Genomic DNA, 14,297 nt, shown 5'->3' with positions numbered 1-14,297 from the left:
GATCCGCGCGGCGGGCGTTCAGCCGCGGCGGCCGAGCATCCCCTCGAACGAGCCGTCGAGCGCCCACGGGTCGGGCGCGGAGCCCGAGCGGGAGGAGCGGGCGGCTTGATCGGCCAGCTCGCGTCCGGCGCGCTCGATGCGCGAGGGCAGTGCCCGTCCGTCCTCGGTCGCGCCGCCCCAGTCGTCCGTCGCCGCGAACACGGTGGTCGCGAGGGGCGCCGCGTGCAGGTAGGTGAAGAGCGGGCGCATCGCGTAGTCGACGGCCAGGGAGTGGCGGGGGGACCCGCCCGTGGCCGCCAGCAGCACGGGCAGGCCGCGCAGCGCCTCCGTGTCGAGCACGTCGACGAACGACTTGAAGAGCCCGCTGTAGCTGGTGGTGAAGATCGGCGTCACGGCGATCAGGCCGTCGGCGCCGGTGACCGCGTCGAGCGCGGTCTGCAGAGCGGGGCTCGCGAAGCCGGTGAGGAGGTTGTTCGTGACGTCGTGCGCGAGGTCGCGCAGCTCCACGACGCTCCGCTCGACGGCGAAGCCCTGCTCGGTGAGGGAGGACTCGGCGGCGTCGGCCAGGCGGTCGGCGAGCAGCCGGGTCGAGGACGGCTGGCTGAGGCCGGCCGAGAGGACGGTGATCCTGCGGGTGTCCATGGAGAGCTCCTGACTAGACGGTGACAGGCTCGGCCGCGGGCTGCGCGTCGCGCGCGGCCACGAGGGAGGCATGGGTGGGGGCGTCGGGCACGTGCGCGGGGCGGCCCTCGGCTAAGCCGGCGCGGAGAGCGGGGAGGATCTCGCCGAGCATGTCCATCTGCTCCAGGACGGTCTTCAGCGGGAGTCCCGCGTGGTCCATCAGGAAGAGCTGGCGCTGGTAGTCGCCGACGTACTCGCGGAAGCCGAGGGTGCGGTCGATGATCTGCTGCGGGGAGCCGACGGTGAGCGGGGTCTGCTCCGTGAAGTCCTCGAGCGAGGGGCCGTGGCCGTAGACGGGGGCGTTGTCGAAGTAGGGGCGGAACTGCGAGACCGCGTCCTGCGAGTTCTTCGCCAGGAAGATCTGCCCGCCGAGGCCGACGATCGCCTGGTCGGCGGTCCCGTGGCCGTAGTGCTCGAAGCGCTGGCGGTAGAGCTGCACCATCTTCTGGGTGTGCGAGGCGGGCCAGAAGATGTGGTTCGCGAAGAAGCCGTCCCCGTAGTAGGCGGCCTGCTCGGCGATCTGCGGCGAGCGGATCGATCCGTGCCACACGAACGGCGCGACGCCGTCGAGGGGGCGCGGGGTCGACTGGAAGCCCTGGAGGGGCGTGCGGAAGTGGCCCTCCCAGTCGACGAAGTCCTCGGTCCACAGGCGGTGCAGCAGGTCGTAGTTCTCGATCGTCAGCTCGATGCCGCGGCGGATGTCCTTGCCGAACCACGGGTAGACGGGGCCGGTGTTGCCGCGGCCGAGCATCAGGTCGATGCGGCCGCCGGCGAGGTGCTGGAGCATCGCGTAGTCCTCGGCGAGCTTCACCGGGTCGTTCGTGGTGATGAGGGCCATCGCGGTGGAGAGCGTGATCCTCTCGGTCTTCGCCGCGAGGTAGCCGAGCGTGGTGGTGGGGGAGGAGGACCAGAACGGCGGGTTGTGGTGCTCGCCCAGGGCGAAGACGTCGAGGCCGATCTCCTCCGCCTTCAGCGCGATCGCGAGGGTCGCCTGGATCTTCTCGGACTCGGACGGGGTCCGTCCGGTCGTGGGGTCGGTCGTGATGTCGCTGACCGTGAAGATGCCGAACTGCATCAGGCGCTCCTTCTGTCCTCCGGCCCGGTGGGGCCTGGTCCATGCGTTTGCATGTACATCCTCATTCAACCACGTGCGGCCGGATCTATTCCCGTGGATCCCCGGGCCTCCGCCGGCCTGTCGGAGGACGGCGCCGGTGCCGTGCCCGGACGTCGCCGACCCGCCCCGCTCGCCCTGCGGCCGCCCGAAACATCCCCGCAATACGCCCCGCACTAGAGTCGTGCCATGGGTGACCTCTTCGACGGATACGGGTCCCAGAAGGTCGAGCGGCCCGACACGGGCGCCACCCCCTGGGACGAGATGTTCGCCGACGTGGCGTCGACCGGAGGCCCCGACGGGGTCCGCGGCGCCTACCGCGACATCTACTCCTCGCTCGCGCGGATGACCCAGGAGGAGCTGCGCGGCCGCACCGACGCGCTCGCCTCCTCCTACCTCGCGCAGGGCGTCACCTTCGACTTCGCGGGGGAGGAGCGGCCGTTCCCGCTCGACGCCGTCCCCCGGGTGATCGAGCGCGCCGAGTGGAACGAGGTGCAGACCGGCATCAAGCAGCGGGTCCGTGCTCTCGAGGCGTTCCTCGCCGACGTCTACGGCCCGCAGAACGCCGTGGCCGACGGCGTCATCCCCGCCGGGCTGATCTCGAGCTCGAGCCACTTCCACCGGCAGGCCGCGGGCATCGTCCCCGCGAACGGCGTGCGGATCCAGGTGTCCGGGATCGACCTGATCCGCGATGAGAAGGGCGGCTGGCGGGTCCTCGAGGACAACGTCCGCGTGCCCTCCGGCGTCTCCTACGTCATCTCGAACCGCCGGGTGATGGCGCAGACGCTGCCCGAGCTGTTCGTCTCGATGCGGGTGCGCCCGGTCGGCGATTACCCGAACAAGCTGCTGCAGGCCCTGCGCGCCTCCGCCCCCGACGGCGTCGACGACCCGACCGTGGTCGTGCTCACTCCGGGCGTCTACAACTCCGCCTACTTCGAGCACACCCTCCTCGCCCGCCTCATGGGCGTCGAGCTGGTCGAGGGCCGCGACCTGTTCTGCACGGGCGGCAAGGTGTTCATGCGCACCACATCCGGCCCGACCCGGGTCGACGTGATCTACCGCCGCGTGGACGACGAGTTCCTCGATCCGCTGCAGTTCCGCGCCGACTCGATGCTCGGCTCGCCCGGGCTGATGCTCGCGGCCCGGCTCGGGAACGTCACGATCGCCAACGCGGTCGGCAACGGCGTCGCCGACGACAAGCTCGTCTACACGTACCTGCCCGACCTCATCCGCTACTACCTCTCGGAGGAGCCGGTGATCAAGAACGTCGACACGTGGCGCCTCGAGGACCCGGGAGCGCTCGAGGAGGTGCTCGACCGTCTCGACGAGCTCGTCGTGAAGCCGGTCGACGGCTCCGGCGGCAAGGGCCTGGTCGTGGGGCCGGCCGCCTCGGCGAAGGAGCTCGCGGAGCTGCGGTCCCGCCTCCAGGCCGACCCGCGCGGCTGGATCGCGCAGCCGGTCGTGCAGCTCTCCACCATCCCCACCCTCGTCGACGACGGGATGCGCCCCCGGCACGCCGACCTGCGGCCCTTCGCCGTGAACGACGGCACCGACGTCTGGGTGCTGCCCGGCGGCCTGACCCGCGTCGCGCTCCCGGAGGGGCAGCTCGTCGTCAACTCGTCGCAGGGCGGCGGATCGAAGGACACCTGGGTGGTCGGCCTCGAGGAGGCGCGCAGCGCCGAGCCCGAGGCGCGCGACATCCAGGCGCTCGTCGCCGAGCAGGCCGCTGTCACCAGCTCCATCCCGATCGTCTACCCGCTCAACCACACGCCCGACCACTCGCCGCAGGACGCGCCGAACACCGACCAGGACCAGCAGCAGCAGCAGCAGCAGACGCTCGCGGCGGGGGAGGACGACTGATGCTCTCCCGGATCGCCGAGTCGCTGTTCTGGATCGGCCGCTACATCGAGCGGTCCGACGGCACCGCCCGCATCCTCGACGTCCACCTCCAGCTCCTGCTCGAGGACCCGTGGATCGACGAGGACACGGCCTGCCGCTCGCTCCTGTCGGTGATGGGCTCGACCCCGCCCGACGACATGCGCGAGATCACCCGTGCCGACGTGCTGGCGATCCTCGCGATCGACCGCACGAACCCCGCCTCGATCGCCTATTCACTCGGCGCGGCCCGCGAGAACGCCCGCCGGGCGCGCGAGATCGTCTCGACCGAGCTCTGGGAGTGCCTGAACACCACGCGGACCCGGATGCCGCGCCGCGTCTCGGGCGAGCGGGTGTCGGAGTTCTTCAGCTGGGTGCGCGAGCGCTCCGCCCTCGCCGTCGGCATCATCGAGTCGGCGACCTCGCGCGACGAGGCCTGGCAATTCTTCACCCTCGGCCGCTCGATCGAGCGCGCCGACATGACCGCCCGCCTGCTCGCCACCCGCTCGCTGACCGAGGCGAGCGGCCCGTCCTGGACCACGATCCTCCGCTCCTGCGGCGCCTACGAGGCGTACCTGCGCACCTACCGGGGCGTGCCGAGCGCGCGGAACGCGGCCGAGTTCCTCCTCCTGGACCGGCTGTTCCCGCGCTCGATCCTCTTCTCGGTCTCGCGGGCGGAGGCGTGCATGCGCGACATCGAGCCGCGCACCGGCCGCATCGGCCACTCCGGCGACGCGCAGCGCGTCCTCGGGCGGATCCGCAGCGAGCTGGAGTTCCGGCCGATCACCGACATCCTCGAGGACCTCCCGCGGCACATGGACAGCGTGCAGGAGGCGACCTCGGCCGCGTCCGAGGCGATCCGCCAGCGGTACTTCCCCACCAACGTCATGCCGAGCTGGATCGGGGAGGCGCTGTGAGCAGGCTGCGCATCAGGCACACCACGGGCTTCACCTACGCGGGGGACGTGGTCGCGTCCTACAACGAGGCGCGGATGCTCCCCGCTTCCTCGGACGGGCAGCTGGTGCTGTTCTCGAACCTCGACATCCGGCCGGTGACCTCGGTGCACGCCTACACCGACTACTGGGGCACCCGCGTCTCGTCGTTCGACGTGCTCGACGCCCACCGCGAGCTCTCGCTGACGGCGACCTCGCTCGTCGAGATCCGGCCGAAGCAGCACCCCGACCACCCGACCGGGTGGGATCAGCTGTCCGAGCAGGTCGAGACGCGCACCGAGTACGTGGAGCAGTCGAAGCAGACCCACCGCACCGCGCCGTCGGAGGACCTCGCGGCGATGGCGCGCTCGCTCGCGGACGAGGCGGCCGGGCCGTGCGAGGCCGCGCTCACGATCGCCGAGACGATCGGCCGGGCGATGACCTACCGGCAGGGCGTCACCGGCGTGCACTCCACCGCGACGGAGTCGTGGACCGCGCGCGAGGGCGTCTGCCAGGACATCACGCACATCGTCCTCGGGGCTCTGCGCTCGGTGGGCATCCCGGCGCGCTACGTCTCGGGCTACCTGCACCCCAAGCCGCACGCCGAGATCGGCGAGACCGTGGTGGGGGAGTCCCACGCCTGGGTCGAGTGGTTCTGCGGAGGAGCCTGGCGCGGCTACGACCCGACGAACCTGATCGACATCGGCGACCGCCACGTCATCGTCGGCCGGGGCCGCGACTACAACGACATCGCGCCGTTGCGCGGGGTGTTCGCCGGGCCCCGCTCGTCGAAGCTCTTCGTCCGCGTCGAGATCACCCGCGAGGCCTGAGGGCGGGCGGCGGTCGCGCCCCGCGGCGGTCGCGCCCCGCGTCGGGGGCGACCCGTCGAGTGGGCGGTCCGCGGATCCGCCCGGCGTGCGGACCGGCCGACGGAGCCTAGGCGCGCGGACGCAGCAGGGGGACTCCGCCGGTGGCGGGCAGAGCCTCCGGCCCGGGGGCCGCGAGCCGGGCGGCGCGGCGCAGGCGGAGGTGGAAGGCGAGGCCGATGGCGGCCGCCGCGATCCCGGAGGCGGCGCCGACCAGCATCGCCTGGCGCGGACCGTAGGCGTTCGCGACCCAGCCGATCAGCGGGGCGCCGATCGGGGTGCCGCCGACGAAGATGGCCATGTACAGCGCCATGACCCGGCCCCGCATCTCGGGGGCGGTCGAGAGCTGCACGTAGCCGTTGGCCGAGGTCATCAGCGTCTGCGCCGCGATGCCGACGAAGGGGAGCAGGATCGCGAACGCCCAGACCGTCGGCATGACGCCGGCCAGCGCGAGCGCGACGCCGAACGCCGCGGAGGCGCCGACGATGAGCCGGAGCATCGGGCGGTCGCGGCGAGCCGAGAGGAGCGCCCCCAGCACCGAGCCGACGGCGATCGCGGAGGAGAGCAGGCCGAACTCGCTCGCCCCCATGTCGAACTCGACGGTCGCCATCGTCGAGGCGAAGATCGGGAAGTTCAGGCCGAAGGTGCCGATCAGGAACACGATCGCGAGCACCACGAGGATGTCCGGCCGCTTCGAGACGTAGCGGAACCCCTCCAGCAGCGCACCCGGGCCGCGGGTGGCGCGCGGGGCGCTGCGGAGCTGGTCGCGGTGCAGCGCGCGCAGCGAGAGCAGGACGGCGAGGAAGCTCGCGGCGTTGAGGAGGAAGACCCAGCCGGAGCCGACCGCGGCGATGAGCACGCCCGCGAGGGCCGGTCCGATCATCCGCGCCGAGTTGAAGGAGGCCGAGTTCAGCGAGACGGCGTTGGTGAGGTCGCGCTCCTCGACCAGCGCCGAGACGAAGGTCTGGCGCACGGGCGCGTCGATCGCCGCGGCGAAGCCGAGCAGCAGGGCGAAGAGGTAGACCATCCAGAGCTGGACGACCCCGGTCACGACGATGAGCCCCAGGCCGAGCCCGAGCGCGCCCATCGCGCCCTGGGTGGCCATCAGGAGCTTCCGCCGGTCGAAGCGGTCGGCGATGAAGCCGGAGAAGGGGACCATCACGAGCTGCGGTCCGAACTGCAGTGCCATGGTCACGCCGAGCGCCGTCGCGTCGTGGTCGGTCAGGTCGTTGATCACGATCCAGTCCTGGGCCGTCCGCTGCATCCAGGTGCCGACGTTCGAGACCATTGCGCCCGCGAACCAGATGCGGTAGTTCGGCACGGCGAGGGAGCGGAACATCGCGCTCATCGGTCGGCCACCGCGCGCAGGACCGCCGCCGCGTCGTGGAGCAGGCGCAGGTCCTCGGGAGGGAGCTCCTCGAGGCGCGCCACGAGCCACGCGTCGCGGCTGCGGCGCACGTCGAGCACCAGTGCGGTGCCGGCCTCTGTGGGGCGGATGCGGGTGACGCGGCCGTCGGCGGGGTCGGCCAGGCGCTCCGCGAGTCCTTCGTCGACCAGGCAGCCGACCGTGCGGGTCATCGACGGCGGGCGGACCCGCTCCGCCTCGGCCAGCTCGCCGAGGGTCTTCGCCCCCTCGCGGTGCAGGAGCGCGAGCACGCTGAACTGCGGATCGTTGAGCTCGTGCTGGGCCTTCTCCTGCCGGAGCCGCCGTCCGAGCCGGCCGACCGCTGCCCGCACCTCGCCGGCGAGGGAGGTCAGCGGGAGATCGGTCCGCAGGGTCTCGGTCTGAGGGGTCTCGGTCTGCAGGGTCTCGGTCGATGGCACATAGTTAGCCTAACAAAAGAACTGCCGCTCAGGCGGAGGTCCGCGCGGTCCGCACCGCTCCGATGCTCGCGGCGACCACGAGCGCGATCCCGACGGCCTCGACGGCGCTGAGGCGCTGGCCGAGCACGAGGAAGCCCGAGAGCGCGGCCGCCCCGGGGGAGAGCGACATCAGGATCGAGAAGGTGGAGGAGCGCAGGCGCCGCAGCGCCAGCAGCTCCAGCGCGTAGGGCACCGCGGAGGAGAGCACCGCTACGGCGAGCCCGAGGAGCAGCACCGGCGGCACCACCAGGGCGGGTCCGGCGGAGGCGATGCCGAACGGCAGCGACACGATCGCGCCGGCCGCCAGCGCCAGCGCGAGCCCGTCGATCCCCTGGAACCGCCCGCCGGTGCGGCCGGCGAAGACGATGTACGCGGCCCAGAGCACAGCGGCCCCCAGCGCGAAGCCGACGCCGACCGGGTCCAGCGCCGAGAACCCGCCCTGCGACAGGGTCACCACTCCGGCCAGCGCGAGCACCGCCCAGACCAGGCTCAGCACGCTCCTCCCGGCGATCACCGAGAGCGTCAGTGGCCCGAGCACCTCGAGGGTGACGGCGGCGCCCTGCGGGATCCGGGCGATGGCCTCGTAGTAGCAGGCGTTCATCCCGCCGAGGGCGAGACCGTAGGCGGCGACGGTGGCCCAGTCGCTCCGGCTGTGGCCGCGCAGCCGCGGACGGCAGACCAGGAGCAGCACGACGGCCGAGAACACCAGCCGGAGCGTGACGGTGCCGATCGGCCCCGCGGCGGGGAAGAGCAGCACGGCGAAGGAGGCGCCCAGCTGCACGCTCGCGACCGACCCGAGCACCAGGCCGATGGAGCCCGCGCTCGCCGGGCGCCGCTCCGGAGCGGCCGCTGCGCTCAGCTGGAGCGCCGCTGCGTCTGGACGGGCGGGACGTTGTAGCCGAGCAGGCCGACGCCGGTCGCGTCCCAGCGCAGTGTGGTCAGCGAGACGTTGTCGACCACCGGGAAGGTGTGCCGGTACGTCTCCGGGTTGATGCCGAGGTAGGCGCACAGCAGGAGGCGGATGAGCGTGCCGTGCGCGACGACGAGCACGCGGCCGTCGGGGTGCTCGCGGTGGATGCGGGCGAGCGAGGTGTTCGCGCGGGCGACGGCGTCGAGGCCGGACTCGCCGCCGGGCATCGGCTGGATGGCCGGCGCCGCGACCCACGCGTGGTACTCGTCCGGGAAGCGCTTCTCCATCTCGTCGGTGGTCAGCCCCTCGCCGCGGCCGAAGTCGACCTCGACCAGGGCCGGGTCGGGCTGCAGCTCGAGGTGGGCCGCCCGCGCGGCGGGCACGGCGGTGCGCACGGCCCGGACCAGGGTGGAGGAGTACACCGCCTCGAGGTCGGCGTCGACGGCCCAGGCGGCCAGAGTCGCCGCCTGGTCCTGGCCCCGGGGGGTCAGCGCGATGTCGGAGGAGCCCGCGAAGCGGTTCTCGGAGTGCCAGACAGTCTCTCCGTGCCGGGCGAGGATCAGGGTCGTCACCCCCTGAGCCTACCGACCGCGCGGGCCCGCGAGCCCCGCGCTCAGGCGGCGGGGACGCCGTAGTGCGCGTCGACCATCACCGGGAGGTGGTCCGAGACGCCCTGGGGCAGCGTGGAGACCCGCTCGATCCGCACGGAGTCGCTGATCGCGAAGTCGAAGTGGCCGCTGAAGTAGCGGTAGCGCGCGTAGGTGGGGGAGTCGCTCCGCGAGACCAGGTAGCCGTTCCGGGTCATCCGGCGGTCGAGTCCGCGGAAGAACCACGGGTAGTTGTAGTCGCCGACCATCAGGGAGGGGGTGTCCGGCGCGTACTCGCGCAGCCGGTTGAGCGCCTCGTCGATCTGCTTGCGGCGCAGGGCGTTGCCGGCCGAGAGCGGGGCGGCGTGGAAGGAGGAGACCGCGATCGATCCGCCGTCGCGGTCGTCGAGGCGGACGGCCAGCAGGCGCTCGTGAGCGGGGGACATCACCCGGTCGTGCATGGACTTGCTGAGCTCGAAAGCGGCGCTGCCGGAGAGCTCGAAGCGGTCCTGCGAGTAGTAGACGGCAAGGCCCAGGCGGTTGCGGGCCGTGACGGACGCGAGCCGGAGCGAGCCCACCTCCTGCGGCAGCTTCGTGGTGTCGCACTCCTGCAGGCACAGGACGTCGATGTCGTGGCGGGCGGCGAGGGGGGCGATCTCGGCGTGCGCTCGGTGCTCCCGGAGGTTGTAGGAGATCACGCGGAGGGCGCGTTCGGTCGGCTGCATTTCGCCAGTGTAGGGCGCGCCGACCGAGCGCCGGCCGACCCTCCGGCGAACACGGAGGGACCTCCTCGGAACGCGGTCGGAACGTTCGCCGACCGGCCGGGGAGGTCCCTCGCGGAGCCGTGTCAGTGCTGCTCGGTGCCCGAGGCGTCGGTCTCGGCGTCGGTGCCGTGGACGCCGTCGGTGGGGCCCCAGTCGGGCAGCGGGGGGTTCTGCTCCTCGCCGTCGGCGCCGACGCCGTCGGCCAGGGGGGAGGCCGCGCCGCCGACCTCGTCGAGGCCCGCGGAGGTGCCGGTCTCGGTGGCGGGGTCGGGCGTGCGGGCGCCGTCGGTCGTGTCGGTGGGGGTGGGCTCGATGTCGTAGTCGGAGCTGCTCATGTCTCGACGCTACGACTCCGCCGCCCGCGGGGGCACCCCCTTGCGCTCCCGCGAACGACGGAGGCCCCCCGCACCGGGAAGGTGCGAGGGGCCTCCGAAGGGGGAGTGCTCAGCGTCCGTAGGCGGAGGCGGCGGGGCAGTCGAACGGGTCGCCGCCGGCCGACAGGCCGACCTTGTTGAGGTAGCGGACGACGATCGCGTACGACTCCATCAGCGAGGTCTCGGTGTAGGGGATCTGGTGGGTGGTGCAGTACTCCTTGGCGATGACCTGCGCACGGCGCAGCGCCGGGCGGGGCATGTTCGGGAAGAGGTGGTGCTCCACCTGGTAGTTCAGTCCGCCCATGTAGAGGTCGGTGAACCAGGTGCTGCGGATGCTGCGCGAGGTGAGGACCTGGCGGCGGAGGAAGTCGACGCGCGCCTCCTTCGGCAGCAGCGGCATGCCCTTGTGGTTCGGCGCGAACGAGGCGCCCATGTAGAGGCCGAAGACGCCCAGCTGCACGCCGACGAAGGCGAACGCCATGCCGAGGGGGAGGGCCCAGAAGACGACGGCGAGGTAGAGGCCGACGCGGGTGACGAGCATGGTGATCTCGACCCAGCGCTTGTCGACTTTGCCCTTGCCGAACACGGTGCGGAAGCCGTGCAGGTGCAGGTTGAGGCCCTCGAGCAGCAGGAGCGGGAAGAACGCGTAGCCCTGGCGGCGGGTGAGCCAGGCGTAGAGGCCGCGCGAGCGGGCCGCGTCCTCGGCGGTGAAGGAGACGACGTCGCGCTCGATGTCCGGGTCCTTGCCCAGCACGTTCGGGTTCGCGTGGTGGCGGCTGTGCTTGGTCATCCACCAGGAGTAGCTGATGCCGACGAAGAGGTTCGCGAGGGTGCGGCCGGCGACGTCGTTGGCCTTGCCGGACTCAAACACCTGGCGGTGCGAGGCCTCGTGGGCGAGGAAGGCGAACTGCGTCAGCACGATGCCGAGGGCGGCAGCGAGCAGGAGCTGGAACCAGGAGTCGCCCAGCAGGACGAAGCCGGTGACGATGCCGCCGAGCGCGAGGACCAGCGCGCCGAACATCGTGTAGTAGAAGCCGGTGCGGCGGCGGAGGAGCCCCGCGTCGCGGACCGTGCTGAGGAGACCGGAGTACTCGGTCGTCGGGTTGACGCGGCCGTCGGCGCGCGGACGGGTGCGGACGACGCGGGGGGCGCCTCCGGTGACGGACGTGGTGGTGGGGGTGCTCATCGGCGCCTCGCTCTTCGTGGTGACCGTCGGCGTCGACGGTCTCTCGGCGAGCGATCCCGACGGGGGCGGTCCGCTCATGGTTCACCGCGTCGGTAGGGGCCGGACGCGGCATCAGGGCGACCGGGGTCAAGGGCAACCTGGTGTGAACACTACGGGGACGGCGGCGGCACCGCACCATGGCGATTGCCAGCCTTCGCTCCGCGCGTGTCGGGAAGGGGAGTGCGCCTCCGGCGGGACCGCCGGAGGCGCACGGGCTCAGGAGCCGATCGAGTCCTGCGGGCGGCCGGACTTGAGCGCGGCGAGGCGCGCCTCCACCTCGGTCATCTCGCCGAGGTCCTCGAGCGACTCGAACTGCGCGTCCAGGCTCGAGGAGGCGAGCTCCTCCGCGCCGCGGACGCGCGCCTCCTCGCGGCGGATCTTCTGCTCGAAGCGGCTCACCTCGCTCGTCGGGTCCATCAGGTCGATGCTCTTCACGGCGTCCTGGACCTGGCTCTGCGCCTCGACGGTCTTCGAGCGCGCGATCAGCTCGTCGCGCTTGCTCGAGAGCTGCTGCAGCTTCTCGCGCATCTGGTTCAGGCCCGTCTTGAGCTTGTCGACGACCTCGGTCTGCGAGGCGATGGTCGGCTCGGCGTCCTTCGCCTCCTTCTCGGACTGGATCTGGCGCTGCAGAGCGACCTTGGCCAGCGCGTCGAACTTGTCGGCGTCGCCGGCGCTCCCGCCGGTGCGCAGCTCGTCGGCCTTGCGGCTCGCGGCGAGGGCCTTGCCGCCCCACTCCTGGGCGTTCTGCACGTCCTCGCGGTAGTCGTCCTCGAGCAGGCGCAGGTTGCCGATCGTGGTGGCGATCGCCGCCTCGGCGTCGCGGATGCTGTCGGTGTAGTCGCGGACCATCTGGTCGAGCATCTTCTGCGGGTCCTCGGCCTGGTCGAGGAGCGCGTTGATGTTGGCCTTCGCGAGCTGCGCGATGCGGCCGAAGATCGACTGTCTCTGTGCCATGGGTGTCTCTCCTTGCGTCGTGGGTGGTGCCGGATGTCGGAGGTGGTGCCGGAGTCGTGGGGGAGGTGGTGGTCGTCGGTCGTGCGCGGATGCCCGGGGGCGCTCAGAAGCGCCCGCCGCCTCCACGGCGTCCGCCTCCGCCGCTGCTGCGCCCGCCGCCGAAGCCGCCGCCGCCGGAGCGCCGGGACGAGCCGCCGCCGCCGAAGCCGCCTCCGCCGAAGCCGCCCGAGCGGTAGCCGCTGCGGCGTCCGCCTCCCAGGAGCGACTCGACCAGGATCCCGCCGAGGAACGCGCCGGTCGTGTCGCCTCCGTAGGGGCTGCCGACGGCGTTCGGGGCGGAGTAGGAGCCGGCGTCGGCCCGCGCCCGCTCGAGCGCCTGCTGGGCGAGCTGCGAAGCGCGCTGGGCGGAGGCGAGAGCCTCGCGGGGGTCGGTGGCGGCGATGTGCTCGGCGTACTCGGCCGAGCGGGCGGCCTCGGCGACGCGGGTGCGCGCCTCCGAGCCGACCGCGCCGCGGCGGGCCGCGATGAAGTCCTCGGCGGCCGAGACGCGGCTGCGGGCGGAGGTGAGCTCGGCGCCGAGGGCGGCCCGCTCGCGCTCGCGCTGGGCCTGCGCGTCGCGGAACCCGCCGACGGCGGCATCGATCGTGGCGTCGGCGGCGGTGAGCGCCTCGAGCAGGGCGAGCGGGTCGTTCGGCCGCACGGAGGCGGCGCGCTCGACGTCGTCGAGGGCGGCCTCGGTCGAGGCGACCGCCGCGGCGACGTTCTGCGCCTGGGCAGCGGACTCCGCGTCCTGGGAGGCGGCGAGCGCTCGTCCCTGCGCCACGTCGGCGCGGATCTCGGCGATGCGGCCGGCGAGCGACGCCTCCGCCTTCTGCAGCTCGTCACCCCTCGTCGCCACCGCGTCGACGAGTCCGGAGGCCTGCTCGGCGGCCTGCTGCCCGGCGCGCAGCAGCACGGCGGCGCGGCCGGAGTCGCCGGCCTGCAGCGCCTGCTGGGCGCCGGCGAGCTGGTCGCGGGTGAAGCGGAGGCGGTCCTCGGCCTGGTCGGCGTCGTCGCCCACGTCGTCGATCGCGGTCGGCGCGTAGCGGGAGGCGAGCTCGGCGAGGCGGGCGCGGGCCGAGGGGAGGCGGTCGCCGACCTCGGCGGCGCGAGCCGAGAGCGCGGCGGCGACCTGCGGCGCGTTCTTCTCGAGGTCGCGCAGCTCCTCGAACGCGCTCGCGCGCTCGTCGAGCGTCTGCTCGGCGTCGGCGCAGAGCTGGAGGATGCGCTGGTAGCCGTCGCGGCGCTCCTGATCGGTCTCCGGCTCGGCGTCGTCGAGGCGCTGCTGCAGGGTGAAGGCCTCGCCGAGCAGGCGCTTCGCGGTGACGAGCGCCTCGCGGAACGCGCCGGTCGCGTCGGCGCCGAACTGCGCCTCCGCGAAGCCGACCTCCTGCTCGCTGGTGCGGACGGCGTCGTCGGCGTGGACGAGGGCCGACCCGGCACGGGTGGCGAGTTCGTCGATCGAGGCCTCCACCGCCTCCTGGGCGCGGCGCTTCCGCGCGCGGCGGACGAGCAGCAGCACCACGAGGCCGACCACGACGAGGGCCGCGAGCACGCCGAGCGCGATCAGCAGCCCCGAGCCGAGGGACTCGCCGGCGCTGGGCGCGTCGAGGCGCTGCCCGATCCCGTCGGCGGCGGCCACCGCGGCTCCGGCCCAGTCGCCGTCGGCGAGCCTCGGCTCGATGTCGTCGGACTGGAGCGAGGAGACCTGCGCGTCGTCGAGGGCGAAGCCCTGCGCGACCGACACCTGGTACTGGCGGGCGTCGACCGCGACGGCCAGGAGGACGTCGTCGGTGCCCAGTCCGTTGCGGGTCGCGGTCTCGTCCGCCCACGCGGCGCGGTCGGACGGATCGGTGAAGGAGTCGACGAAGGCGACGAACAGCTGCACGCGGTGCTGGTCGTAGAGGGCCCGCGAGGCCTGCTCGATCTCGGCGGTCTCTCCGGAGCTCAGCACCCCGACCGAGTCGAGGACGGTGGAGGAGGAGAAGGAGACGGGCGATTCGGCCGTCGCCGCGGTCGCGGGGACCAGCGCGAGGACCGCGGCGATCAGGAGGGCCCCGAGCGCCGGCAGCAGCCGGGAGCTCACGGGGTGGTGGGGTCTCGCCGGCATCGCGCA

Annotated in this window: 14 protein-coding genes; 3 read left to right on the top strand and 11 right to left on the bottom strand. The window is 72.8% G+C overall.

Going from position 1 to position 14,297, the window contains the following annotated elements; genetic code table 11:
* Positions 1-18: 18 nt before the first annotated feature.
* Positions 19-642, bottom strand: coding sequence for an FMN reductase (locus tag C5B98_RS03560; RefSeq protein ID WP_104327330.1), 624 nt, complete (start codon positions 640-642; stop codon positions 19-21).
* Positions 643-655: 13 nt separating this feature from the next.
* Positions 656-1,756: an LLM class flavin-dependent oxidoreductase gene (locus C5B98_RS03555; protein WP_104327329.1), complete on the bottom strand. Its 1,101-nt coding sequence runs from the start codon at positions 1,754-1,756 to the stop codon at positions 656-658.
* 225 nt (positions 1,757-1,981) lie between these two features.
* Between C5B98_RS03555 and C5B98_RS03550 the strand changes: the two genes are divergently transcribed.
* The 3 genes from C5B98_RS03550 to C5B98_RS03540 are packed head-to-tail and all read left to right on the top strand — an operon-like array spanning position 1,982 to position 5,429.
* A complete protein-coding gene (locus C5B98_RS03550) occupies positions 1,982-3,652 on the top strand; it encodes a circularly permuted type 2 ATP-grasp protein (protein WP_104327328.1) in 1,671 nt (556 codons plus the stop codon).
* Positions 3,652-4,584 carry an alpha-E domain-containing protein gene (locus tag C5B98_RS03545; protein WP_104223851.1) on the top strand — a complete coding sequence of 311 codons (933 nt, stop codon included), beginning with the start codon at positions 3,652-3,654 and terminating at the stop codon, positions 4,582-4,584. The genes C5B98_RS03550 and C5B98_RS03545 overlap by 1 nt, the downstream gene beginning before the upstream one ends.
* Positions 4,581-5,429, top strand: a complete 849-nt coding sequence (locus tag C5B98_RS03540) for a transglutaminase family protein (protein ID WP_104327327.1) — start codon at positions 4,581-4,583, stop codon at positions 5,427-5,429. Before C5B98_RS03545 ends, C5B98_RS03540 begins: the two co-directional genes overlap by 4 nt.
* A gap of 106 nt (positions 5,430-5,535) precedes the next feature.
* Here C5B98_RS03540 and C5B98_RS03535 read toward each other — a convergent pair whose 3' ends face one another.
* The 9 genes from C5B98_RS03535 to C5B98_RS03495 form a co-directional block, all read right to left on the bottom strand.
* The gene (locus C5B98_RS03535; RefSeq protein ID WP_104327326.1) at positions 5,536-6,813 is read right to left on the bottom strand and encodes an MFS transporter; all 1,278 of its coding nucleotides are present in this window, start codon (positions 6,811-6,813) and stop codon (positions 5,536-5,538) included.
* On the bottom strand, positions 6,810-7,289 hold the full coding sequence (locus tag C5B98_RS03530; RefSeq protein WP_258063428.1) for a MarR family winged helix-turn-helix transcriptional regulator: 480 nt from the start codon (positions 7,287-7,289) through the stop codon (positions 6,810-6,812). The genes C5B98_RS03535 and C5B98_RS03530 overlap by 4 nt, the downstream gene beginning before the upstream one ends.
* A gap of 28 nt (positions 7,290-7,317) precedes the next feature.
* Positions 7,318-8,130 (bottom strand): DMT family transporter, encoded by an 813-nt coding sequence (locus tag C5B98_RS03525; RefSeq protein ID WP_244230592.1) that lies wholly within the window; start codon positions 8,128-8,130, stop codon positions 7,318-7,320.
* Between the two features lie 53 nt (positions 8,131-8,183).
* Entirely contained in the window at positions 8,184-8,810 is a 627-nt protein-coding gene (locus tag C5B98_RS03520; protein ID WP_104223854.1) for a histidine phosphatase family protein, read from the bottom strand.
* A gap of 41 nt (positions 8,811-8,851) precedes the next feature.
* Entirely contained in the window at positions 8,852-9,550 is a 699-nt protein-coding gene (locus C5B98_RS03515; protein WP_104223855.1) for an endonuclease/exonuclease/phosphatase family protein, read from the bottom strand.
* 122 nt (positions 9,551-9,672) lie between these two features.
* Positions 9,673-9,924 carry a hypothetical protein gene (locus tag C5B98_RS03510; protein ID WP_104246865.1) on the bottom strand — a complete coding sequence of 84 codons (252 nt, stop codon included), beginning with the start codon at positions 9,922-9,924 and terminating at the stop codon, positions 9,673-9,675.
* A gap of 109 nt (positions 9,925-10,033) precedes the next feature.
* Positions 10,034-11,149: an acyl-CoA desaturase gene (locus tag C5B98_RS03505; protein WP_104226226.1), complete on the bottom strand. Its 1,116-nt coding sequence runs from the start codon at positions 11,147-11,149 to the stop codon at positions 10,034-10,036.
* Positions 11,150-11,404: 255 nt separating this feature from the next.
* Positions 11,405-12,142: a PspA/IM30 family protein gene (locus C5B98_RS03500; protein ID WP_104273526.1), complete on the bottom strand. Its 738-nt coding sequence runs from the start codon at positions 12,140-12,142 to the stop codon at positions 11,405-11,407.
* A 103-nt stretch (positions 12,143-12,245) separates the two neighbouring features.
* Complete coding sequence (locus C5B98_RS03495; RefSeq protein WP_104327325.1) at positions 12,246-14,291, bottom strand: TPM domain-containing protein; 2,046 nt, start codon at positions 14,289-14,291, stop codon at positions 12,246-12,248.
* Positions 14,292-14,297 lie beyond the last annotated feature (6 nt).

Source organism: Rathayibacter sp. AY1A5 (genome assembly GCF_002930875.1).
Classification (GTDB): Bacteria; Actinomycetota; Actinomycetes; order Actinomycetales; family Microbacteriaceae; genus Rathayibacter.
Note: the sequence above shows the minus strand (reverse complement) of the source record. Positions and strands in the feature narration are given on the sequence as shown.